The following is a 21603-nucleotide window of genomic DNA, read 5'->3' on the forward strand; positions in this document are numbered from 1 at the left end:
TGACGTAACAACAAGTGCATGATTTTTCACTCATATAGTTACTGCCATGCAATTGGATCTGAATCTGCTCACCGCTCTGGACGCGCTGCTGGAAGAGGGCAGCGTGGCCGGAGCCGCGGACCGGCTCCACGTCACCGCGCCGGCGATGAGCCGCTCGCTGGGCCGCATCCGCAAAGCCACCGGCGACCAGATCCTGGTGCGCACCGGACGCCACATGACGCCCACCCCTCGCGCACTGGCCATGCGCACCAAGGTCCACGTCCTGGTGCAGCAGGCCCACCGACTGCTGTCCGCCCGTACGGACCTCGATCTGGCGGGCCTGGAGCGGGTGTTCACCGTCCGCCTGCACGACGCCCTCACCACCGCCTGCGGGACCGCCCTGGTCGCCGCGGTGCACCGCCAGGCCCCGAAGGTGAAGATGCGCCTGACGGTCGAGCCCGGCCACGACACCCCCGAGCTGCGGCGCGGCGAGGTCGATGTGGCCTCCAGTGCCGGGCCCCCGCCCCAGCCCGACATCCGGCACCGCCTGATCGGCCGGGACCGGATCATCCTCGCGGTCCGGGCGGGTCATCCGCTCACCGAGGGGCCGGTGACCGTCGAGCGGTACGCGGCGGCCGATCACGTGACCGTCTCCCGGCGGGGGAGCCTGCGCGACCGGGTCGACGACGTCGTCGCCGCCCTCGGCCACGAGCGCCGCGTCATCGTCTCCGCCCCCGCGACGGACACCGCCCTGCAACTCGCCCGCGACGCCGACGTCGTGGTCGCCCTCCCCGACGCGGTCACCCGCTCCGCCCGCGACCAACTGGGCCTGACCACACTGCCGTTGCCGTTCGACCTGCCGCCCGTGCCGCTCTACCTGCTCTGGCACCAGCGCTACGACGACGACCCCGCCCACACCTGGCTGCTCGACCTGGCGACCCGGACCCTCCAGGACCTGTTCGCCGCTCCGGACGCTTCCGACCGGTAGCGTCCTCCTCCATGGGCTCTGCGAACGCGTCGGCGACGCGTCCGGTCCGGTACGTCGCAACTGCCGGGCTATAGTTGCGGGATCGCGAAAAACGGTGCCCCGTACGTCCATCCACCGGGCACCGCTCGTACATCGATGCAGAGAGCTTCTGACCGGTGAGCGTCTCCGGCCGAGAGCGGACCGTCGCACCCGCTCACGGCGCCGACCGCCGCCGACGCCTGTCGGCGCCACCCAGGAGCGCAGCATGCAGAAGACCATCGCCATCATCGGAGCCGGACTCGGCGGGCTCACGCTCGCCCGGGTGCTCCGGACCCACGGCATCACCGCGACGATCTACGAGGGCGAGGCCTCGGCAACGGCCCGCGCACAGGGCGGCCTGCTCGACATCGACGAGGAGACCGGACAGGTCGCGCTCCGCGCAGCGGGCCTGTACGACGGGTTCCTCGCCCTGGTCCGCCCGGGCGAGGACGCCAAGCGCGTCGTCGACCGCCACGGCACCGTCCTGTTCGACCGGCCCGCGGACCCCGGATCGGCCCGCCCGGAGGTGGATCGCGGCGCACTGCGGCGCCTGCTCATCGACTCGCTGGCACCCGGGACGATCAGGTGGGGCCACAAGCTCACCTCGCTCCGGCACCGCACGGCGGGCGGCTACGACCTCGCCTTCGCGGGAGGCTCCACCGCGCGCGCCGACCTCGTCATCGGCGCGGACGGCGCCTGGTCGAAGGTGCGGCCGCTGCTCACCCCCGCCACGCCCTCCTACAGCGGAACCTGTTTCGTCGAGATCGCCCTCACCCCGGACGACCGCACCCACCGGGCGAGCGCGGCCGCGATCGGCAGCGGCACGCTGATGGCGCTCGCCCCGGGCAGGGGCATCCTCGTCCACCGGTACGCGGACGGGCACGTGCGCGGATACGCGGCGCTGAACAGGCCCGAGGAGTGGATGGGGCCGATCGCCTCCGGCGACCGGACCGCCGCCCTCGGCCGGGTCGCCGCCGAGTTCGACGGCTGGTCACCGCTGCTCACCGCCTTCGTGGCCCGGAGCGAGTCGGAGCCGTGGCTGCGGCCCGTCCACGCCCTTCCCGTCGGGCTCGCGTGGGACAGGGTGCCCGGAGTGACGCTCGTCGGTGACGCCGCGCACCTGATGTCGCCCTTCGCCGGTGAGGGCGCGAACCTCGCCATGTACGACGGCGCCGACCTGGCGGGCGAGTTGGCCGCACGACCCGACGACACCGAGACCGCGCTCGCCGCCTACGAGGAGCGGCTGTTCCCGCGCGGCAGCGAAGCCGCGGGCCGCTCCGCGCGGAACCTGGAGGTCTTCTTCGGCCCGGAGGCACCGCAGAGCGTGGTCACCCTGTTCGACCGGCCCCGCCCCGAGTGACCGAACGCGCCGAGTCCCGGGGCACCGCACCCGGCCCGGCGGTTCGGCCGGACAGGGCCTAGGACGCGGGGGCGTGGCCGGGGAGGCGGGTGCGGAAGGTGGTGCCGGGGCCGTCGGCCACCGTGAGGGTGCCGCCGTGCAGGGTGGCGATGTCGCGGGCGATCGGCAGGCCGAGGCCGGTGCCGCCGTGGTCGCGGCTGCGGGCGTCGTCGAGGCGGGTGAAGCGTTCGAAGACCTTCTCGCGGTCGGCGGGGGCGATGGCGGGGCCGTCGTTGGTGACGTCCAGCACGACGCTGCCGTCGGCGGGGTCGGTGCCGACCCGGACGGTGACCCGGCTGCGGGCGTGCCGCTGGGCGTTGTCGAGCAGGTTGGTGAGCAGCCGGCCCAGCCACAGGCGGTTGCCGAGCACCAGGGCGCCGTCCCGGACGTGCAGGTCGACGGGGTGGCGGGGGGTGCCGCGGGAGTCGGCGGTGGTGCGGGCGAGTTCGGCGAGGTCGAGCGTCTCGCGGGGGCCGTCGTGGCCGGCCGCGTCGAGGCGGGCCAGCAGCAGCAGGTCGGCGGCCAGCGACTGGAGGCGGTCGGTGTCCTGGAGCGCCCCGGCGACCATGTCGGCGCGGACCGCCGGGTCGGGGTGGGTGTGGGCGACCTCCAGCTGGGTGCGCAGCACGGCGAGCGGGCTGCGCAGTTCGTGCGAGGCGTCGGCGATGAAGCGGCGCTGGCGCAGGCCGGCCGATTCGAGCCGGTCGAGCATGGCGTTCATGGTGTGGGCGAGCCGGGCGATCTCGTCGTCGCTGCCGGGTTCGGGGACCCGCCGGTCGAGGTCGCGGTCGCCGATCCCGGCGACCTCGGAGCGGATCGCCTCCACCGGCCGCAGGGCCCGCCCGGTGGCCCGCCAGGTGACCGCGCCGACGGTGGTGACCAGGACGGCGCTGAGCACGGCGAGCGCGGCGGTGGTGAGGTCCTCGGCGGTGTCGGCGGTGTGCAGCGAGGCGCCGACCCGGATGGTGACCGGCCCGGACGGGGTGCCGGTGGTGACGGTGGTGACCCGCTGGTGGTGCTCGTCGCCGAGCGCGCCGAGGTCGAAGGTGGAGTGGCCGTCGCTGGTGCCGGTGGGGGCTAGGGCGGGGCGTCCGGCCAGGTTCTGGCTGGCCGCGACGACGTTCCCGGCGGCGTCGGTGACCTGGATGAAGTCGGTGCCGTGGTCGAGCGGCAGCTGCCCGGGCAGGTGCCCGTCGGCGGCCAGCCCGGCCACCGCGAGGGCCTGTTCGCGGGCCCCGGCCTCGACGGTGCGCTCCAGGTTGACCCGCAGCAGCAGCACCACGGCGGCGGAGGCGATCAGCAGGACGACGGCGACGGCGGCGCAGGCCGCGATGGTGGTGCGGGTGCGCACCGAGCGGGGCGCGAGGCGGAGGACGGCGGCGGCCGCGCGGGCCCGGAGCGCGGCCGCCCGGGCCCGCCCCGCTCCGGGCCGGCCGGCCGCCGTCGGGCTCCGGTCAGCCACCGTCGGGCTCCAGCCGGTAGCCCGCGCCGCGCACGGTCTGCAGGGCGCTGCGGCCGAACGGGGTGTCGATCTTGCGGCGCAGCGCGCTGATGTGCACCTCGACGGTGTTGGGGTCGCTGTCGGCGGCGGCGTCCCAGACCTGTTCGAGGATCTCCCGCTTGGAGACCGCCTCGCCGGCCCGCCGGGCCAGGTGGTCGAGGACCGCGAACTCGCGCGGCGTCAGCGCGATCGGCGTGCCGCCCCGGGTGCAGGTGCGGGCGGCGGAGTCGACCACCAGGTCGCCGAGCACGGCCCGGCGCGGGGCCCGGGAGCCGATCCGGCGGGCCAGCGCCTTGAGCCGGGCGACCAGCACCACGAAGGAGAACGGCTTGGACAGGTAGTCGTCGGCGCCGGTGTCGAGCGCCTCCGCCTCGTCCCACTCGCCGTCCTTCGCGGTGAGCATCAGGATGCCCGCGTCGCTGCCGGCCGCCCGCAGCCGGGCGCAGACCCGGTAGCCGTTGAGGCCTGGCAGCATGATGTCCAGGATGATCACGTCGTAGGACCGGTCGGTGGCCCGGGCCAGCCCGGACAGCCCGTCGTGCACGATGTCGACGTCGAAGCCCTCCGCCTCCAGCCCGTGCTTGATCGCCAGGGCCAGCCGCTGTTCGTCCTCCACCACCAGTACGCGCATGCCCCCAGGGTGGCAGGTCGGCGCGGCCCGTAGCTGAAGGCGTCTTCAGGTCTTCAGCAACCCTTCAGCGCGCCCCGGCCATGCTGGCCCCGGCCTTCGAACGCGCGCCCGCCCGCCTGCCGGGCGGCGGCCCGTCCGGGGCCGGGCACACACGGAACACCGGCAACGCGAGCGGGAGTGGGCGGCGTGGACGAGCAGGAGCGGTCGGGGGCGGGGCGGACGGTGCCGCCGTGGCTGCGCGGGCGGGCCGCCCGCTGGGGCGGCGGGGTCGCGGTCGCGGCCCTGCTGGTCGGTGGCGGGGCGGCGGCGGTCGCGGCCACCGAGCACCACGAGCGCCACGAGCACCGCGGCGGGCCCGCCGCCGCCCGGGGCGAGCAGCGCGACGGGTCGGAGCACGGCCGGGAGCAGCGCGGCGAGCGGCGCGACCGGGGCGAGCGCGGAGACGACGGGAGCCGCTCCGGACAGCGGTCCGGCGGGCGTCCGACCCGGCAGGCCGCTCCGGCACCGCTGCCCTCGCTGGACGCCGCCGACGCGCTCGTCAAGGCGGCGTCCGCGGTGCCGGGCGGCCGCGCCGAGTCGATCCGGGCGGCGACCGCGGCCGACGGCGGCCGGGCCTGGCAGGCCGTGGTCCTCGGCCCGGACGGCACCCGCCACCTGGTCACGGTGGACGGCACCACCGGCGCCCTGACCGGCAACACCCCCCTCACCGGCTGACCACCGGCACCGACCCCCGGCCCTGCGCCGGGGCCCGGGCGTCCCGCCCTCGTCACCCACTCCCACTCCCTCCCCCTCCCCCTTCCGGAAGGAACGCCCCGCAGTGAGCAGTAGCAGCACCGCCGTCCCCGTCTCCCCCACGCACCGGCGCCGGCCGTCCGGGGCGGGGGTGGTGAGCAAGGTGCCCGCGGTGACCGCCGGGTTCTGGGTGGTGAAGGTCCTGACGACCGGGATGGGCGAGACCACGTCCGACTTCCTCGCGCACACGTTCGGGCCGGTCCCGGCGGTGGGCGGGGCGGCGGTACTGCTGGCCGTCGCGCTGGCCGCGCAGGCGCGGGCGGGGCGGTACCGGCCGGTCGTGTACTGGGCGGCGGTGGTGATGGTGAGCGTGTTCGGCACGATGGCCGCCGACGTGGCGCACGTGGCCGCGGGGGTGCCGTACGCGCTCTCCGCGGGCGTGTTCGCGCTGGCGCTGGCCGCGGTCTTCGCGGTGTGGCGGCGCACCGAGGGGACGCTGGCGGTGGAGACGGTGGCGGGCGGGCGCCGGGAGGTCTTCTACTGGGCGGCGGTGATGGCGACCTTCGCGCTGGGCACGGCGGTGGGCGACCTGACCGCGGCCACCCTGGGCTGGGGCTACCTGCCGTCGGGGCTGCTGTTCGCCGCGCTGATCGCGGTTCCGGCGCTGGGGTACCGGGTGCTGCGGCTGCCGCCGGTGCTCGCCTTCTGGTGGGCGTACGTGCTGACCCGTCCGCTGGGCGCGTGCTTCGCGGACTGGGCGGGGGTGAGCCGGCAGCGTGGCGGCCTGGATCTGGGGACCGGGCCGGTGAGCCTGGTGCTGGCGGTGGTGATCGCGGGCGCGGTGCTGTGGCTGGGTCGGCGGGAGCGGGCCGTTTCCTGAAGGCTCCTTCAGGTCTTCAGGATCCGTTCAGGGCACCTGGGCCATGCTGGCCGTAGTGGTGCCGCCGCCTGCCTCACACTTCCCCGGATCCTCCCCGGAAAGGCGCTTCGACGATGTTCTCCTCCTCGGCCCTGCTGGCCGTCAATCCGCTGGACGCGGGGTCGCTGCTGGCCTCGTTCGGTGCGCTGGGCATCGCGGTGGTGATGTTCGCGGAGACCGGCCTGCTGGTCGGGTTCTTCCTGCCGGGCGACTCGCTGCTGTTCACCGCGGGCCTGCTGTGCACGACGAGCGCGCACAGCGGGCCGCACCTGAACCTGGGGCAGGTGCTGGCCGCCGCGGTGGTGGGCGCGCTGGCCGGGGCGCAGGTCGGGTACCTGATCGGGAAGCGGGGCGGCCGGACGCTGCTGGCCCGGTCCCGCAACAAGCACCTGCAGAACGGGGCGGTGCGGGCGGAGGAGATCCTGACCCGGTACGGGCACGCGAAGGCGGTGGTGCTGGCCCGCTTCGTGCCGGTGGTGCGCACGGTGCTGAACCCGCTGGCGGGCGCCCTGGGGGTGGACGTCCGCACCTTCACGCTGTGGCAGGTGGTGGGCGGCCTGGTGTGGACGGTGGGGCTGGTGCTGGCCGGGTACGCGCTGGGCTCGTCGATCCCGAACGTCGACCACTACCTGCTGCCGATCGTCGCCCTGGTGGTGGTGGTCTCGCTGCTGCCGCTGCTCCTGGAGCTGCTGCGTTCGCGCCGCGGGGCCCGGGCCCGGTGACCGGCGCGGACCTGCGCCGCCGCCCCGTCGTGCTGGCTTCGGCCTGCGGCGGGGCGTTCGCGCTGCTGGCGGTGGTGGTGGCGGTGCACGGGTGGGCGCCGTTCGGGTTCGAGGCGGCCGCGGTGCGCTGGGGCGTGGCGCACCGGCCGGGCTGGGCCCGGTCGGTGGCGATGGCGGTGACCTCGCTGGGCACGGACGTCTTCCCGTACCTGCTGGCGCTGGCGGCGGGCGCGGTCGCGGTGCGCTCCACCCGCCCGGCCGGGGCGCGGCTGCCGGTCGGGGCCTGGCGGACGGCCGGGGCGCGGCGGACGGCCGCGGTGCTGCTGGCGCCGCTGGTGTGGCTGGTGGCGGGGCAGTTGCTGCGGCAGGGCCTGATGCGGGCCTTCGCCCGGCCGCGGCCGCCGGTCGCGGACTGGGCGTTCGACGCGTCGGGCTTCGCGTTCCCGTCGGGGCACGCCTTCACCTCCGCCCTGTCGGCGGGCCTGCTGGCCGTGGCCGTGGCCCGGGCCCGGCCCGGGGCCGCCCGGCTCGCGGCGGCGGGGGCGGCGCTGTTCGCGGGCGTCATCGGCTTCACCCGGGTCTACCTGGGCGTGCACTGGCCGCTGGACGTGCTGGGCGGCTGGCTGCTGGCGTCCGCCTGGCTGGCCCTGGGCGGGTGGCTGCTGGGGCTGCGCGCGCAGCGGGCGGCGGGGGCGGCCGGGCCGGGTGGTCAGCGGGCGGCGGGGGCGAGCAGGTAGCGGTGCTCGGGGCGGCCGGTGTCGCCGTAGCGGAGGGAGAGGCGCAGGCGGCGGTCCTGGGCGAGCTGTTTGAGGTAGCGCTGGGCGGTGGAGCGGGACAGGCCGGTGGCGTCGGCGACCTCCTGGGCGGAGAGGGGGGTGGCGGCGCGGCGGAGGGCGTCGAGGACCAGGTCGGTGGTGGGGGCGCTGTGGCCCTTGGGGAGGGCGGTGGCGGGTGAGGTACCGGTGCGCAGGGCGGCGAACATCCGGTCGACCTCGTCCTGGGAGGTCTCGCGGGCGGACGGCCCGGCGAGGGCGTGCCGCAGTTCGGCGTAGGCGGTGAGCTTGTCGCGCAGGCCGGCGAAACTGAACGGCTTGACCAGGTACTGGAGTGCGCCGTGCTGCATGGCGGCGTGCACGGTGGAGACGTCGCGGGCGGCGGTGACCATCATGACGTCGCACCGGATGCCGGCCTCGCGCAGCCGCCGGACCAGGACGAGCCCGGTCTCGTCGGGCAGGTGGTGGTCGAGCAGGACGAGGTGGACGGGGGCGCGTTCGAGGGTGGCGTACGCCTGGGCGGCGCTGTGCGCGGTGCCGGTGACCCGGAAGCCGGGGACCTTGGCCACGTAGGCGGCGTGGACGTCGGCGACCCGGAAGTCGTCGTCGACCACGAGGACGTCGATCATGCGTGCTCCAAGCGGGGTTCCGCGGCGCTCAGGGCCTCGGGGAGTTCGACGGTGAAGCGGGCGCCGCCGAGCGGGCCGGTGCCGACGGCGAGCCGGCCGCCGCTGCGTTCGACCAGGCGGCGGACCAGCGCGAGGCCGAGGCCCCGGGGGCGGTGGGCGGGGGCCTGCTTGCTGCTCCAACCCTCTTCGAAGACGCGTTCGCGCAGGTCGGCGGGGATGCCGGGGCCGCTGTCGGCGACTTCGACCAGCAGGGTGGTGCCGGCGGTGCGCAGCCGGACCTCGACGGTGCCGGCGGGGGCGGCGTCCATCGCGTTGTCGACCAGGTTGCCGACCACGGTGACCAGGGCGCGGGCGTCGACCAGGGCGTCGGGCAGGTGGCTGTCGGGGGTGACGGTGAGCCGGGTGCCGCGTTCCTCGGCGACGGCGGCCTTGCCGGTGAGCAGGGCGGCGGTGTGCGGGTCCTGGACGTGGCGGCCGATCCGGGCGGCGCGGGCGGCCTGGGTGCCGGACTGTTCGGAGATGAAGTCGGCGGCCTGGTCGTGGCGGCCGAGTTCGAGCAGGCCGAGCAGGGTGTGCATCCGGTTGGCGTGTTCGTGGTCCTGCGCGCGGAGCGCCTCGGTGAGGCCCCGGGTGTGGTCCAACTCCCGTACCAGGAACTCGAGTTCGGTGCGGTCGCGGAGGGTGGTGACGGCGCCGCCGTCGGCGGTGGCCATCCGGTTGACGACCAGCACGCGGTCGTCGCGGACGGCGGGCAGGTCGGCGCCCTCGACCCGGCCGGTGAGCACGTCGGCGAGCCGGCCGGGCGGCAGCAGGTCGTCGACGGTGCGGCCGGTGCAGTCCTCGGGCAGGGCGAGCAGGCGCAGCGCCTCGTCGTTGGCGAGCCGGATCCGCCCGGCGGCGTCGAGGGCGAGCATGCCCTCGCGGATGCCGTGCAGCATGGCCTCGCGTTCGATCAGCAGGGCGGCGATGTCGGCGACGGCGATGTTGTGGGTGCGGCGCTTGAGGCGGCGGGCCAGCACGAGGGTGGCGGCGAGGCCGACGACCAGGCCGGCGCCGGCGCAGAGCAGGATGCCGCCGGCCATCGAGACCAGCCGGCCGCGGATCGAGTCGTCGCTGAGGCCGACCGAGACCTCGCCGACGATCCGGCCGTCGGCGAGCCGCAGCGGGACCTTGCCGCGGGCGGTGCGGCCCAGGGTGCCGTCCTGGATGGCGGTGACGACCTCGCCGCGCAGGGCGGGTTCGGGGTCGGTGGAGACCCGCAGGCCGATCCGGGCGGGGTCGGTGTGCGAGAGCCGGATGCCCTCGGTGTCGGTGATGACGACGAACTCGGCGCGGCTGGCGAGCCGGATCCGTTCGGCGATGCCCTGCGCGGTGTCGGGGTCGCGGTCGGCGGCGGCCCGGGCGACGTCCGGGTCGGTGGCGGTGACCTGGGCGATGGTCAGGGCGCGCTGCATGGCGTCGCGGTCGAGTTCGGCGCTGACGGGGGCGAGGAACAGCCCGGCGGTGACGGCGGTGACGGCGACGGTCACCACGGTCTGGCTGAGCAGGAGTTGGGCGAAGACGCGGCGCGGCCAGTGCGGCCGGAACGGTCCGAGCGGTCGTCCCACGGTGGCGTCCTTCCTGCTCAGGCCGGGTGCGGGGTGGTGGCCACCCTATGTTTCCGGCGTGTTTCTGTCAGCCCCGCCCGGTGTTGCGCCCCCGTTTCGTTCCCCGGTTGTTGTAGCGGAAGCAAAACGAGCACAACAGCCCTCAACGCCGCAAAGCCGCGTTACGCCCGCAAGGCTCCCGCCGCCCCCGCCCGTCCTCGTAGCGTCCCGGTCCACAGCAGCGGGCCGGCGAGGGAGCCGGCCGAGGAGGTAGGTGGTTCACGTGGACCCGCACAAGGCCGGGGCCGTCCCGGCGATCGAGTTGACCGGGGCGACCAAACGCTTCCGGACGCCGTCCGGCGCCCTGCACACCGCCGTCCGGGAGCTCGACCTGACCGTCGCCCCCGGCGAGTTCGTCGCCGTCGTCGGCCCGACGGGGTGCGGCAAGTCCACCACCCTGACGCTGGTCAGCGGCCTGGAGGAGCCCACCGAGGGCGAGGTGCGGGTGTACGGGGAGCCGGTGTCCGGCATCAACGAGCACGTCGGCTTCGTCTTCCAGCAGGACGCCGTGTTCCCGTGGCGCACGGTGCTGTCGAACGTGATGGCGGGGCCCCGGTTCCGCGGCGTGCCGGCCGACCGGGCCCGGGAGAAGGCCCGCGACTGGCTGTCCCGGGTGGGCCTGTCGGCGTTCGAGGACCGCTACCCGCACCAGCTCTCCGGCGGCATGCGCAAGCGGGTCGCGCTGGCCCAGACCTTCGTCAACGACCCGCGGATCCTGCTGATGGACGAGCCGTTCTCGGCGCTGGACGTGCAGACCCGGGCGCTGATGTCGGACCAGCCGCTCGAACTGTGGGCGGGCACCGGCTCCTCGGTGGTCTTCGTGACGCACGACCTGGACGAGGCGATCGCGCTGGCGGACCGGGTGGTGGTGATGACGGCCGGACCGGCCACCGTGAAGGAGGTCTTCACCGTGGACCTGCCGCGGCCGCGCACCGTGGAGGCCGTCCGGCTGGAGCCGCGCTTCGTCGAGCTGTACCGAGAGATCTGGGCCTCGCTGGGCGAAGAGGTCCGGATCACCCGTGAAGAGGAGCGGGTCGTGCCGCTTGAGACCGCAGCAGTAGCCCCGGCCGCCCCCACCGCCTCCCGCACCGAGGTGCGCGAGCGGGCGGCCCGCAACCGGAAGCTGGGCGTGTACGGGGCCCGGGCCGCCGTGCTGGCCGGGTTCCTCGGCCTGTGGGAGCTGTGCTCCCGGACCGGGGTGATCGACCCGTTCAACTTCTCCCAGCCGTCGAAGATCTGGAACCAGATCTGGCAGTGGGTCACCCACGGCACCGCGCAGGGCTCGCTCGGCGAGCAGATCGGCTACACCCTGTACGAGGCGCTGACCGGCTGGGTGCTGGGCGTGGTCGGCGGCGTGCTGCTGGGCATCGCACTGGGCCGGATCCGGTTCCTGGCGGACGTGTTCGGCCCGTACATCAAGGTGCTGAACGCGATCCCGCGGATCGTGCTGGCGCCGATCTTCCTGATCTGGTTCGGCCTCGGCCCGGCGTCCAAGGTCGCCTCGGCCGTGGTGCTGGTGTTCTTCCCGGTGTTCTTCAACGCCTTCCAGGGCGCCCGCGAGGTGGACCGCAACCTGGTCGCCAACGCCCGGATCCTGGGCGCCAGCAACCGGAAGGTCACCCTGCAGGTGGTCATCCCCGCCGCCACCACCTGGATCTTCACCAGCCTGCACGTCAGCTTCGGCTTCGCGCTGATCGGCGCGATCGTCGGCGAGTACATCGGCGCCACCAAGGGCCTGGGCCTGATGGTCGCGGCCGCGCAGGGCACCTTCAACGCGGCGGGCGTGTACGCCGCGATGACCATCCTGGCCGTGGTCGCGCTGTTCACCGAGGGCCTGCTGACCTTCGCCGAGAAGCGCCTGTTCCGCTGGAAGCCGGCCGACGCCGGCGACGGCCGCTGACCCCCACCCCACCCGTTCACCCCTGAGAGGCTCCCCCACCATGCGCAGAACCGCTGCCGCCGCCCTCGCCGCCGTCCTCCTGCTGCCGCTGGCCGCCTGTGCCAACGACGCCGCGACCTCGCACAACGGCGCCGCCCCCGCCGGGAAGAAGGTCGACGGCCCCACCGTCAAGATCATGGTCGGCGGCCTGGACAAGGTCATCTACATGCCGGCCATGCTGACCCAGCGGCTGGGCTACTTCGCCGACGCCGGGGTCAACGTCGAGCTGCTGAGCGAGCCGGCCGGCGTCAACGCCACCACCGCGCTGCTGGCCGGCGACGTGCAGGGCGCGGTCGGCTTCTACGACCACACCATCGACCTGCAGGCCAAGGGCAAGATCGTCGAGTCGGTGGTGCAGTTCTCGCAGGCCCCCGGCGAGGTGGAGGTGGTCTCCGCCAAGCAGGCCGACGCGATCAAGTCCGGCGCGGACTTCAAGGGCCGCAAGCTGGGCGTCACCAGCATCGGCTCCTCCACCGACTTCCTCACCAAGTACCTGGCCGTCAAGAACGGCGTCAACGTCAGCGAGTTCAGCCCGATCGCGGTCGGCGCCGGCCAGACCTTCATCGCCGCGCTCCAGCAGGGCTCGATCGACGCCGGCATGACCACCGACCCGACGGTGGCCAACATCCTGTCCAAGCAGCTCGGCACCGTGCTGTACGACATGCGCACCCCCGAGGGCTCGAAGGCGGCGCTCGGCGGCCTCTACCCGTCCTCCTCGCTGTACATGAACACGGCGTGGGTGGACGGCAACAAGGAGACCGTCCAGAAGCTCGCCAACGCCTTCGTGAAGACCCTCAAGTGGATGAACACCCACACCCCCGAGGAGATCGCGGCCCAGATGCCCGCCGACTACGCGCAGGGCGGCGCCGCCGAGTACGCGGCCGCGATCAAGGCCACCCTGCCGATGTTCACCACCGACGGCGTGATGCCCGCCGACGGCCCGAAGACCGTGCTGTCGGTGCTGGCCGCCTTCCACCCGGACGTGCAGGGCAAGGAGGCGAGCATCGACCTGGCCAAGACCTACACCACCGAGTTCGTCTCCAAGGCCACCGGCTGACGGCCGGTCGACGCGGCGGCCCCGCCCCCTTCCCGGACAGCGGGGGGCGGGGCCGCCGCCGTGCCCGGTTCAGTCGGTGGACTTCACCACCTTGAGGACCTTGCCGGTGGCGCCCGCGGTGAGGTAGCCGCCGCCGCTGCCCCGGTCGTCGGAGAGGTAGTAGCGGATGGTGATCTCGTCCGCGAACCAGCCGTAGTCGACGAGCAGGTAGCGGTCCGTCGGCTGCGGGACGGCGAGCCGGCTCTTGGCGGTGGCGGTGACCGTCGGGATCTGGTCCCAGTCGATCCGGCCGAGGTCGACGAGCTTCTTGGCACTGATGCTGTCGACGACGCCGCCGGTCGTGGTGGTGAGCTTCCCGGCGCGGTAGTCGACGGTGTCGTAGCGCGCCGGGTTGTCCTTGCGCACCACCTTGGCGTGGGCGTTGTCGGAGCGGACCGTCATGTCGATGATCGTGGAGCTGCCGGTGCTCGACCGGATCGACTCGACCAGCACCCGGGCACCGTCCGGGGTCAGCAGGTCGGTGCCGGAGGCGGGCGCGCCGACGCCGGGGCCGCCCTTGGACGGCGCGGTGGAGGACGGCAGGGCGGACGGCACGGCGGGCGGTACGGCCCCGGCGGTCGCGGGGGCGGAGGCCCCGGCCACGGGCGGGTCCTCGCCCCCTTCCCGTCGAACAGCTTCGGCCCGAACGCCCACCCGAGCAGCCCGACCGCCGCCGCCACCGCGACCGCCGCGGTCAGCACCGCCCCGGTCCGCCGGCGCGGGCCCGGACGCACCGTCTCGGTGGGGGTGTGCGGGAGGGTGCCGTTGGTCTCGGTCCGGCTGTACGGGGGCGGGGAGTTGGTCTCGGTCGGCGAGAAGGCCGGGCTGCCGCCGAGGGTGCCGTCGACGCCCTGCTCGGCGGCGGCGAACAGCCGGTCCAGCCGGGCGGCGTCGGGCCGCTCGGCCGGGTCGCGGGCCAGCAGCGCGGTGAGGGTGGGGCCGAGCGGGCCGGAGCGGACGGGTGGCGGCAGCGGCTGGTCGAGGACGGCGGCGAGGGTGGCGATGCTGTTGGCGCGGCGCAGCGGGTGGTGGCCCTCGACGGCGACGTACAGCGTCATGCCGAGCGACCACAGGTCGGAGGCGGGGTCGCCCTCGTGGCCGCGGATGCGTTCGGGGGCGATGTACTCGGGCGAGCCGATCAGCGCGCCGGTGGCGGTGAGGCTGGTGGACTCGCTGAGCGCGGCGATGCCGAAGTCGGTGAGGACGGGGGTGCCGTCGGGGCGCAGCAGCACGTTGCCGGGTTTGACGTCCCGGTGCTGGATCCCGGCGGCGTGCGCGGCGGTGAGGGCGGCGAGCAGGCCGCGGCCGATCCGGGCGGCCTCCTGCGGCGGGAGCGGGCCGCGGGTGATCCGGTCGTGCAGGGAGCCGCCGGTGACGAGTTCCATCACCAGCCAGGGGTGGGCGAGTTCGGCGTTGTCGACGATGTGGTGGATGGTCACCACGTTGGGGTGCTGCAGCCGGGCGAGGGCCTGGGCCTCGCGCAGCACCCGTTCGCGCAGTTCGTGGGCGGCGGCCGGGTCGGCGGCGAGCATCGCCGGGTCCGGCGGCCGGACCTCCTTGAGCGCGACCTCGCGCTGCAGCATGGTGTCCCGGGCCCGCCAGACCAGTCCCATTCCGCCGCCGCCGAGCCGCCCCAGCAACTCGAAGCGGCCGTCGATCAGTTGGCCGCCCGGCCCGGCTGTCGTCATGGCGCACATCGTAGGGGTCGGCGCCGACGGCGTTCGAACGCGGCCGGGCGGGGCGGGCGGTGCCGACACGAACGGCACGGGCGGTGCGGCCGCCGCCGCCCGGGGCCCGGGGCCCGGGTGACGCGTCGTCAGCGGACGGAACCGGCCGGGCGGGCGGCGGCGGGGGTCAGGCGGGGGTCAGGCGGCGGTCTCGAAGGGGCCGACGGTGAGGTCGCCGCAGACGTTGAGGGTGCCGTTGTCGACGCCGCCGGTGACCGGGACCTGGGACTGCTGGGTGGTGTCGGGCAGGATCACCGCGAGCTTGGAGCCCTGGACGGCGCAGACCAGGCGGCCGGAGGCGCTGCCCTGGAGGTTGACGTCGCTGTAGATCAGCGGGGCGGCGGCGGACTTGCCGGGCTGCAGGGTGACGGTGGCGGCGTTGGCGCCGCCCTGGCGGACGGCGTCCAGCGGGCCGGCCTTGCCCTCGTTGTCGGTGAGCCGGACGCCCGGGAAGCCGGTCAGCGTGCAGGGCTTGCCGGAGGTGTTCTGGGCCCGGACCTCGGCCCGGGCGGGCTGCTGCTCGCTGGCGCGGCCGGCCGGGCCGGTCACGGTGAGCTTGACGTCCTGGGCGGTGCACTTGGTGCTGCCGCCGGCCTTGGGCGAGGCGGCGGCGCCGGCGCCGCCGGTGCTGCCCGCCGGGCTCGCCGCCGTGCCGCCGGCCGGGGCCGCGGCAGTGCCGGACGCCGGGGCCGCCGCGCTGGTCGGGGCGGTCGCGGTGGTGGCGGCGTCGTCGTTGCAGGCGGTCAGGCCCAGCCCGGCGAGGAGGGCGACGGCGGCGGTGGCGGTCAGGCGGGTGGCGGTGCGCATGGCGGTGTACCTCGGGTGGGGGTCGGAGGAGCGGCCCGGAACGGACCGGAAACTTTCTTGACCCAGTTCTATCCGGTCATGATCCACAGCCGTGTCCGCCGGTTGTCACAGCCGCGTCACAGCGCCGCGCACAACGGACACCGGGGGTCGAACCGGGCGCGCCGCACCGGGGTTGAGCCGGTGTCAGCCGGAACGGCGGGGCACCGCCTCGGGCGACGGGGCGTCAGAGCGCGGCGAGGCGGGCCAGCGATCCGGCCGCCGGGTCGGGGAGGTCGCAGGCGGCGCGGACGGCGCTGTCGTGGGCGGCGGCGAGGGCGTCGAGGCGGGCCAGGCGGGTGCGGCCCGTGCGGGAGAGGTGGGCGGTGATCCGGCGGCGGTCGTGCTCGTCGTGGCGGCGGTAGACCTGGCCGGTGTCGGCGAGGGAGTCGACCAGGCGGCTGAGGCTGGCCTGCGGGATCAGCAGGGACTGCGCGAGTTCGCCCATCGGGTGGCCCCGCCCGTCGGCGAGGGCGCGCAGCACCCGCCACTGGTCGACGGTGCAGTCCTCCTCGGCGAGGGCGGCGGCCAGTCCGGTGGTGAGGCGGCGGTGGGCGAGCGCGACGAGTTCGACCAGCAGCGGCGCCGGGACGGCCTCCCCGCCCACGGCGCCCTCCCGGCCGACGGTGCCCTCCCGGCCGACGGCGTCCTCCCGCGTGGCGCTGTCCGCGGACATCCGGCCTCCCGTTCCGATCCCTTGCCGTGACCCGGAGGGGGTTTCCCGGGGCCCGGCGGCACGACCATACTCGCACCGGCGGGGAACGCGTGAGGACGGGTGATGCTGGACGTCAGGCTGGTCGATCCGCTCGACGCGCTGCACCTCGGACGGGAGGGCGGCGCGTTCCGGGTGGGCCTCGTCGTGCCGCAGTCCGGGACGCTCGGGCTGACCGGCCCGTCCGCGCTGGACGGCGCGCTGCTGGCGGCGCACGAGGTGAACGCGCGCGGCGGGGTGCGGGGCCGGCCGCTGGAACTGGTGCTGGTGGACGGGGGCGGGGCGCCGCAGCCGGTGGCCGCCGAGGTGCGCGGACTGCTGGCGGCGGGCGCGCTGGACGCGCTGGCGGGCTGCCACACCAGCGACGTGCACCGGGCGGTGGAGGCGGTGGCCGCCGAGCGGATCGCGTACGTGTTCACGCCGCCGCACGAGGGCGGCTCGCGGCGGCCCGGGGTGCTCTGCACCGGCATCTCCCCGGCGGCCCAACTCGGTTCGGCCATACAGCAGTTGACGGAGCGTCACGGGCTGCGCCGGTGGGCGCTGATCGGCAACGACTACATCTGGCCGCGCACCGTGCACCGGGCCGCCGCCCGGCTGGCGGCCGGGGCCGGGGCCCGGGTGGTGCTGGAGCGCCGGGTGGCGTTCGGGGCGGTGGAGCGGGCGGTCGAGCCGCTGCTGGACGGGCTGCGCGCCGCCCGCGCGGACGCGCTGCTGCTCAGCCTGATCGGGCGCGACCAGGTGGTGTTCCACCGGGCGCTGCGGCGCAGCGGCCTGGACCGCCGGCTGGTGCGGCTGTCCGGCGCGCTGGAGGAGAACGGCCTGCTGGCCCTGGGCGGCGACGTCACCGGGACGCTGTACGCGGCGATGCCCTCGTTCGCCACCCTGGCCGAGGAGCCGCGCCAGTCGCTGGCCGAGCGCCACCGGGCGCTGTGCGGCCCGTGGGCGCCGGTGCTGGACGCGTACGCGGTGGGCCTGTACGACGGCCTGCACCTACTGGCGGGGCTGGCCGCCCGCCGCGCGCTGGAACCGTCCGGCCTAGCCCGGGCAGCGGCCCCGCTGCTGCGGGCCGGACGGCGGACGGTGCACCTGGCCCGGGCCGAGGGGCCGGGCTTCGCCGTCCTGCCCTGAACCGCCCCGCCCCGAGCCGTCCGGTCCTGAGCCGCCCCGCACCGTCCCGCCCCGAGCCGTCCGTGACCGTGCGCAGTGGATCCCGTACGCCGAGAAAACCCTTCCATCTGGAAATACTTGGCCCTACAGTCTCCCCCACACCCGCTGGGCCGTCACGGAGAGGGAGCACCCATGGCCGACACACCCGCGCCGCAGGGCATCGAGAGCTACGGCTACCAACAGGAGTTGCGCCGTTCCCTGACCTTCACCGACCTGCTGGTCTACGGGTTGGTGTTCATGGTGCCGATCGCGCCGTTCGGCATCTTCGGCGGCGTCTTCCAGGGCTCCGGCGGCATGGTCGCGCTGGCGTACGTGCTGGGCATGGTGGCGATGATGTTCACCGCGCTGTCGTACGCGCAGATGTCCCGGGCGTTCCCGATGGCGGGCTCGGTGTACACCTACGCGGGGCGCGGGATCGGCGCGCCGGTGGGCTTCCTGTCCGGGTGGATGATCCTGCTGGACTACGTGCTGGTGCCGGGCCTGCTGTACCTGATCGCCGGGGTGGCGATGAACTCGCTGGTGTCCTCGGTGCCGGTGTGGCTGTGGGTGGTCGGGTTCGTGCTGCTGAACACCGCCGTCAACTACCTGGGCATCGAGACCACCGCCCGGGTCAACAAGGCCGTGCTGGTCGGCGAACTGGTGGTGCTGGCGCTGTTCGTGGTGGTCGGCGTGGTCGCGCTGGCGAACGGCAAGGGCCGGGGCTTCGACTTCACGCCGCTGTACAACGGGCACACCTTCTCCTGGAGCCTGGCGTTCGGCGCGGTGTCGATCGCGGTGCTCAGCTTCCTCGGCTTCGACGGCATCTCCACCCTCTCGGAGGAGAACCGGGACTCGACGAAGGCCATCGGCCGGTCGATGGTGGCGGCGCTGCTGCTGGCGGGCACCCTGTTCATCGTGCAGACCTGGGTGGCCTCGCTGCTGGTGACCGACCCGGACGCGCTGATCCGCGACGGCGACCCGGGCGGCACCGCGTTCTACGACGCCGCGCGCACCGCGGCCGGCGGCTGGCTGGCCACCCTGACCGCCGCCGCGACGGCGGTGGCCTGGGGCTTCGCCAACTCGCTGGTGGCGCAGGCGGCGACCAGCCGGCTGCTGTTCGCCATGGCCCGCGACCGCCGAGCTGCCGTCCTTCCTGGCCAAGGTCCACCCGACCCGCCGGGTGCCGGTCAACGCGACCCTGCTGACCGCCGGCGTCTCGCTGCTGCTCGGCCTCTACATGACCTCCCGGGACGACGGCATCACGCTGCTCAGCACCCTGGTCAACTTCGGCGCGCTGACCACCTTCCTGGTGCTGCACGTCGCCGTGGTGGTGCACTACCTGGTGCGCAACCGCAGCAGGGACTACTGGCGGCACCTGATCGCCCCGGTGATCGGCTTCGCCATCCTGGCGTACGTGGTCGTCAACGCGAACATCGCGGCGCAGCGGCTGGGCTTCGTCTGGCTGCTGGTCGGCGCGGTGGTGCTGACCGGCCTGGTCGTCACCGGCCGCACCCCGAAGCTGTCCGTCGCCAGTCCCGAGAACACCGCCGAGAACGTCACCGAGAACACCGTCGAGGAGACCCCGTGACCCTGCCCGAGACCGTCCGCCTCTCCCCCGGCCCGGAGGACTGGGCCTACACCTTCGGCGGGCGCGCCCCGCTGACGACGGTTCGGCCCGGCAGCATCGTGGAGCTGACCACCGAGGACTGCTTCGGCGGCAAGGTGCGCGGCGTGGACGACCTGCCCAGCCGGGTGTGCGTGTTCCCGTACCTCAACCCGGTGACCGGGCCGATCGCGGTGGCGGGGGCCGAGCCGGGGGACGTGCTGGCGGTGCACTTCGTGGAGATCACCCCGGCCCGGGACCGCGGCTTCTCCAGCACCTTCCCGCACTTCGGGGCGCTGACCGCCACCCACCAGACCGCGATGCTGCACCCGGCGCTGGAGGAGCGGGTCTGGGTGTACGACCTGGACGTGGCCGCGGGCCTGTGCCACTTCCGGGCCCGGAACTCCGACTTCGCGGTCGCGCTGCCGCTGGACCCGATGCACGGCACGGTCGGCGTGGCCCCGGCGGCCGGCGAGGTGCTGGCCTCGATCACGCCGGGCGCGCACGGCGGCAACCTGGACACGCCCGAGATGCGGGCCGGCACCACCGCGTACTTCGGCGTCAACGTGGACGGCGCCCTGCTGGCGATCGGCGACGGGCACGCCCGGCAGGGCGAGGGCGAGGTGTGCGGGACGGCCGTGGAGGCGGCGATGCGCACCACCGTGATCGTCGACCTGGTCAAGGGCGGCGGCCCGGCCTGGCCTCGGATGGAGAACGACGACTACCTGATCAGCACCGGCTCGGCCCGCCCGCTGGAGGACGCGTTCCGGATCAGCCAGCACGACCTGGTCGGCTGGACGGCCGACCTGCTCGGCCTGGACCAGCTGGACGCCTACCAGTTGGTCAGCCAGGCCGGGCTGGCCCCGGCGGCGAACGTCTGCGACACCAACTACACGATGGCCGCCAAGCTGCCGAAGTCCGTACTGGGCCGGACCCGGGCGTACGACGGCCTGCACGAGCGGCTGCGGGCGACCGCGGCGGCGTACCTGCGGAGCCGGTGACCCGGACCGCGGCGGCCTACCTGCGGAGCCGGTGACCCGGACCGCGGCGGCCTACCTGCGGGACCGGTGACCCGGTGGGCCGGGCGGATCTGCGATCGTTGCAGGTGAAGGCACACGCGTGCGTGTGCGCACCCACCGCGGAGGAGCAGCAGTCGTGATCTTCATCGCCGTCAAGTTCACCGTCCGGCCCGAGCACAGCGCGAGCTGGATCGAGCGGGTCGAGGAGTTCACCACCTCGACCCGCGCCGAGGAGGGCAACGTCTTCTTCGAGTGGTCCCGCAGCGTCGACGACCCGCACCAGTACGTGCTGCTGGAGGCGTTCCGGGACGGCGAGGCGGGCGCCCGGCACGTCGAGTCGGAGCACTTCAAGACCGCGATGGCCTGGATGCCGGACTTCATCGCCCGTACCCCGGAGATCGTCAACGTCGAGGTCCCCGGCACCGGTTGGAGCGCGATGGCCGAACTCAGCCCGCGCGGCTGAGCCTTCCGGCCGGCGCCTGACCCCGCGTCAGGCGCCGGCCGCCCGGTCCTGCTTCCGGGAGGCCAGCAGGCTGGCGACGGTGGTGACGGCCAGCACCACCACGATGAAGCCCAGCGAGAACGCGATGCCGATCTCCGGCACGTGCACGCCGCTCTCGTGCAGGGCGTGCAGGATCAGCTTGACGCCGATGAAGCCGAGGATCACCGACAGCCCGTAGGACAGGTAGACCAGCCTGGTGAGCAGGCCGCCGATCAGGAAGTACGGCTGGCGCAGGCCCATCAGCGCGAAGGCGTTGGCGGTGAAGACGATGTACGCGTCCTGGGTCAGCCCGAAGATCGCCGGGATCGAGTCGAGGGCGAACAGCATGTCGGTGGTGCCGATCGCCAGCATGACGGTCATCATCGGCGTCATCAGCCGCCTGCCGTCGATCCGGACGAACAGCTTGGTGCCGTGGTACTCGTCCGTGGACGGGATCCGCTTCTTGATCATCCGCAGCAGCCGGCCCTCCTCGAACTCCTCCTCGGTCTTGTCCTGCCCGGCCTCCCGCAGCAGTTTGACGGCCGTCCAGACCAGGAACGCGCCGAAGACGTAGAACACCCAGGAGAACTGGGCGACCAGCGCCGCACCACCGGCGATGAAGACCGCCCGCAGCACCAGGGCGATGATCACGCCGAACATCAGCACCCACTGCTGGTAGATCCTCGGCACCGCGAACTTGCCCATGATCAGGATGAACACGAACAGGTTGTCCACGCTGAGCGACTTCTCGGTGACGTACCCGGCGAAGAACTCCACCCCGGACTTCGATCCGGCGTACCCCCACACGAAGCAGCCGAACAGCCCCGCCAGCACCACCCACACGGCGGTCCAGACCCCGGCCTCCTTGATCGAGACCTCGTGCGGCTTGCGGCCCCCGATGAAGAAGTCGGCCACGATCAGCGCGACCAGCACCGCGATGGTGCCGGCCCACAGGCCCGCGGACACGTCCATGGCTGCTCCCCGGTATCCCGTCGTCCCGTCGGAAAGCCCCATCCTGACCGGCCGGAACCGCCCCGCCCGCACGACACACCCGGCCGGGCCTTCCGCCGGTGGACGGCGACGGCGGCCATTGCGGACGG

20 protein-coding genes and 3 pseudogenes are annotated in these 21603 nt (G+C 74.4%); 14 read left to right on the forward strand and 9 right to left on the reverse strand.

Going from position 1 to position 21603, the window contains the following annotated elements; genetic code table 11:
- The first annotated feature begins 46 nt into the window (after positions 1-46).
- Positions 47-967: a LysR family transcriptional regulator gene (locus OU787_RS00130; RefSeq protein ID WP_268658083.1), complete on the forward strand. Its 921-nt coding sequence runs from the start codon at positions 47-49 to the stop codon at positions 965-967.
- A gap of 244 nt (positions 968-1211) precedes the next feature.
- Complete coding sequence (locus OU787_RS00135) at positions 1212-2345, forward strand: FAD-dependent oxidoreductase (RefSeq protein WP_268658084.1); 1134 nt, start codon at positions 1212-1214, stop codon at positions 2343-2345.
- Between the two features lie 58 nt (positions 2346-2403).
- Here OU787_RS00135 and OU787_RS00140 read toward each other — a convergent pair whose 3' ends face one another.
- Positions 2404-3846 (reverse strand): sensor histidine kinase, encoded by a 1443-nt coding sequence (locus OU787_RS00140; protein ID WP_268658085.1) that lies wholly within the window; start codon positions 3844-3846, stop codon positions 2404-2406.
- Positions 3839-4516, reverse strand: coding sequence for a response regulator transcription factor (locus tag OU787_RS00145; protein ID WP_030462031.1), 678 nt, complete (start codon positions 4514-4516; stop codon positions 3839-3841). The genes OU787_RS00140 and OU787_RS00145 overlap by 8 nt, the downstream gene beginning before the upstream one ends.
- Positions 4517-4702: 186 nt before the next feature.
- On the opposite strand from OU787_RS00145, the gene OU787_RS00150 reads away from it, so the two are divergent.
- The 4 genes from OU787_RS00150 to OU787_RS00165 all read left to right on the forward strand — a co-directional run bounded on the left by OU787_RS00150 (position 4703) and on the right by OU787_RS00165 (position 7626).
- Positions 4703-5230: a hypothetical protein gene (locus OU787_RS00150; RefSeq protein ID WP_157852459.1), complete on the forward strand. Its 528-nt coding sequence runs from the start codon at positions 4703-4705 to the stop codon at positions 5228-5230.
- Positions 5231-5333: 103 nt separating this feature from the next.
- Positions 5334-6128, forward strand: coding sequence for a COG4705 family protein (locus OU787_RS00155; RefSeq protein WP_442788388.1), 795 nt, complete (start codon positions 5334-5336; stop codon positions 6126-6128).
- A 113-nt stretch (positions 6129-6241) separates the two neighbouring features.
- On the forward strand, positions 6242-6889 hold the full coding sequence (locus OU787_RS00160; protein WP_268658086.1) for a DedA family protein: 648 nt from the start codon (positions 6242-6244) through the stop codon (positions 6887-6889).
- Positions 6886-7626: a phosphatase PAP2 family protein gene (locus tag OU787_RS00165; protein ID WP_268658087.1), complete on the forward strand. Its 741-nt coding sequence runs from the start codon at positions 6886-6888 to the stop codon at positions 7624-7626. Before OU787_RS00160 ends, OU787_RS00165 begins: the two co-directional genes overlap by 4 nt.
- Here OU787_RS00165 and OU787_RS00170 read toward each other — a convergent pair.
- Together OU787_RS00170 and OU787_RS00175 are read right to left on the reverse strand one after the other, a co-directional pair.
- Complete coding sequence (locus OU787_RS00170) at positions 7599-8291, reverse strand: response regulator (protein ID WP_030462026.1); 693 nt, start codon at positions 8289-8291, stop codon at positions 7599-7601. The two genes, OU787_RS00165 and OU787_RS00170, sit on opposite strands and share 28 nt — an antisense overlap.
- Complete coding sequence (locus OU787_RS00175) at positions 8288-9898, reverse strand: ATP-binding protein (RefSeq protein WP_030462025.1); 1611 nt, start codon at positions 9896-9898, stop codon at positions 8288-8290. Before OU787_RS00175 ends, OU787_RS00170 begins: the two co-directional genes overlap by 4 nt.
- A 262-nt stretch (positions 9899-10160) precedes the next feature.
- Here OU787_RS00175 and OU787_RS00180 point away from each other — a divergent pair.
- The 3 genes and pseudogenes from OU787_RS00180 to OU787_RS00190 form a co-directional block, all read left to right on the forward strand.
- Positions 10161-10961: pseudogene (locus OU787_RS00180) on the forward strand (ABC transporter ATP-binding protein); the annotation flags it as partial.
- Between the two features lie 12 nt (positions 10962-10973).
- The gene (locus tag OU787_RS00185; protein WP_030462023.1) at positions 10974-11837 is read left to right on the forward strand and encodes an ABC transporter permease; all 864 of its coding nucleotides are present in this window, start codon (positions 10974-10976) and stop codon (positions 11835-11837) included.
- 40 nt (positions 11838-11877) lie between these two features.
- Positions 11878-12933, forward strand: coding sequence for an ABC transporter substrate-binding protein (locus OU787_RS00190; RefSeq protein ID WP_030462022.1), 1056 nt, complete (start codon positions 11878-11880; stop codon positions 12931-12933).
- A 69-nt stretch (positions 12934-13002) separates the two neighbouring features.
- Here OU787_RS00190 and OU787_RS34500 read toward each other — a convergent pair whose 3' ends face one another.
- The 4 genes and pseudogenes from OU787_RS34500 to OU787_RS00205 form a co-directional block, all read right to left on the reverse strand.
- Positions 13003-13527 (reverse strand): hypothetical protein, encoded by a 525-nt coding sequence (locus OU787_RS34500; protein WP_327059342.1) that lies wholly within the window; start codon positions 13525-13527, stop codon positions 13003-13005.
- Between the two features lie 107 nt (positions 13528-13634).
- Positions 13635-14660 (reverse strand): annotated as a pseudogene (locus OU787_RS00195) (serine/threonine-protein kinase); the annotation flags it as partial.
- Between the two features lie 177 nt (positions 14661-14837).
- Positions 14838-15506 (reverse strand): DUF4232 domain-containing protein, encoded by a 669-nt coding sequence (locus OU787_RS00200; protein WP_268658088.1) that lies wholly within the window; start codon positions 15504-15506, stop codon positions 14838-14840.
- A 223-nt stretch (positions 15507-15729) separates the two neighbouring features.
- A complete protein-coding gene (locus tag OU787_RS00205; protein ID WP_268658089.1) occupies positions 15730-16218 on the reverse strand; it encodes a MarR family transcriptional regulator in 489 nt (162 codons plus the stop codon).
- Between the two features lie 102 nt (positions 16219-16320).
- On the opposite strand from OU787_RS00205, the gene OU787_RS00210 reads away from it, so the two are divergent.
- From OU787_RS00210 to OU787_RS00230, 5 genes and pseudogenes are all read left to right on the forward strand, one after another.
- Complete coding sequence (locus OU787_RS00210) at positions 16321-17382, forward strand: ABC transporter substrate-binding protein (RefSeq protein WP_268658090.1); 1062 nt, start codon at positions 16321-16323, stop codon at positions 17380-17382.
- A gap of 276 nt (positions 17383-17658) precedes the next feature.
- Positions 17659-18480, forward strand: a pseudogene (locus OU787_RS00215) (APC family permease); the annotation flags it as partial.
- A 100-nt stretch (positions 18481-18580) separates the two neighbouring features.
- On the forward strand, positions 18581-18988 hold the full coding sequence (locus OU787_RS00220) for a hypothetical protein (RefSeq protein WP_268661764.1): 408 nt from the start codon (positions 18581-18583) through the stop codon (positions 18986-18988).
- Positions 18985-20004, forward strand: a complete 1020-nt coding sequence (locus OU787_RS00225) for an acetamidase/formamidase family protein (RefSeq protein ID WP_268661736.1) — start codon at positions 18985-18987, stop codon at positions 20002-20004. The genes OU787_RS00220 and OU787_RS00225 overlap by 4 nt, the downstream gene beginning before the upstream one ends.
- A 154-nt stretch (positions 20005-20158) precedes the next feature.
- A complete protein-coding gene (locus OU787_RS00230) occupies positions 20159-20485 on the forward strand; it encodes a putative quinol monooxygenase (RefSeq protein ID WP_030462014.1) in 327 nt (108 codons plus the stop codon).
- A 27-nt stretch (positions 20486-20512) separates the two neighbouring features.
- Here OU787_RS00230 and OU787_RS00235 read toward each other — a convergent pair whose 3' ends face one another.
- Positions 20513-21475 (reverse strand): TerC family protein, encoded by a 963-nt coding sequence (locus OU787_RS00235; RefSeq protein ID WP_268658091.1) that lies wholly within the window; start codon positions 21473-21475, stop codon positions 20513-20515.
- Positions 21476-21603: the final 128 nt, after the last annotated feature.

The sequence above is a fragment of the Kitasatospora sp. YST-16 genome, assembly GCF_026802215.1.
Classification (GTDB): Bacteria; Actinomycetota; Actinomycetes; order Streptomycetales; family Streptomycetaceae; genus Kitasatospora; species Kitasatospora cineracea.

What these genes read in the sequence shown, in the direction of transcription:
- OU787_RS00130 (WP_268658083.1), top strand. Translation starts at nt 47, where the DNA reads ATGCAATTGGATCTGAATCTGCTCACCGCTCTGGACGCGCTGCTGGAA.
- OU787_RS00135 (WP_268658084.1), top strand. Translation starts at nt 1,212, where the DNA reads ATGCAGAAGACCATCGCCATCATCGGAGCCGGACTCGGCGGGCTCACG.
- OU787_RS00145 (WP_030462031.1), bottom strand. Translation starts at nt 4,516, where the DNA reads ATGCGCGTACTGGTGGTGGAGGACGAACAGCGGCTGGCCCTGGCGATC.
- OU787_RS00160 (WP_268658086.1), top strand. Translation starts at nt 6,242, where the DNA reads ATGTTCTCCTCCTCGGCCCTGCTGGCCGTCAATCCGCTGGACGCGGGG.
- OU787_RS00170 (WP_030462026.1), bottom strand. Translation starts at nt 8,291, where the DNA reads ATGATCGACGTCCTCGTGGTCGACGACGACTTCCGGGTCGCCGACGTC.
- OU787_RS00190 (WP_030462022.1), top strand. Translation starts at nt 11,878, where the DNA reads ATGCGCAGAACCGCTGCCGCCGCCCTCGCCGCCGTCCTCCTGCTGCCG.
- OU787_RS00200 (WP_268658088.1), bottom strand. Translation starts at nt 15,506, where the DNA reads ATGCGCACCGCCACCCGCCTGACCGCCACCGCCGCCGTCGCCCTCCTC.
- OU787_RS00205 (WP_268658089.1), bottom strand. Translation starts at nt 16,218, where the DNA reads ATGTCCGCGGACAGCGCCACGCGGGAGGACGCCGTCGGCCGGGAGGGC.
- OU787_RS00210 (WP_268658090.1), top strand. Translation starts at nt 16,321, where the DNA reads ATGCTGGACGTCAGGCTGGTCGATCCGCTCGACGCGCTGCACCTCGGA.
- OU787_RS00235 (WP_268658091.1), bottom strand. Translation starts at nt 21,475, where the DNA reads ATGGACGTGTCCGCGGGCCTGTGGGCCGGCACCATCGCGGTGCTGGTC.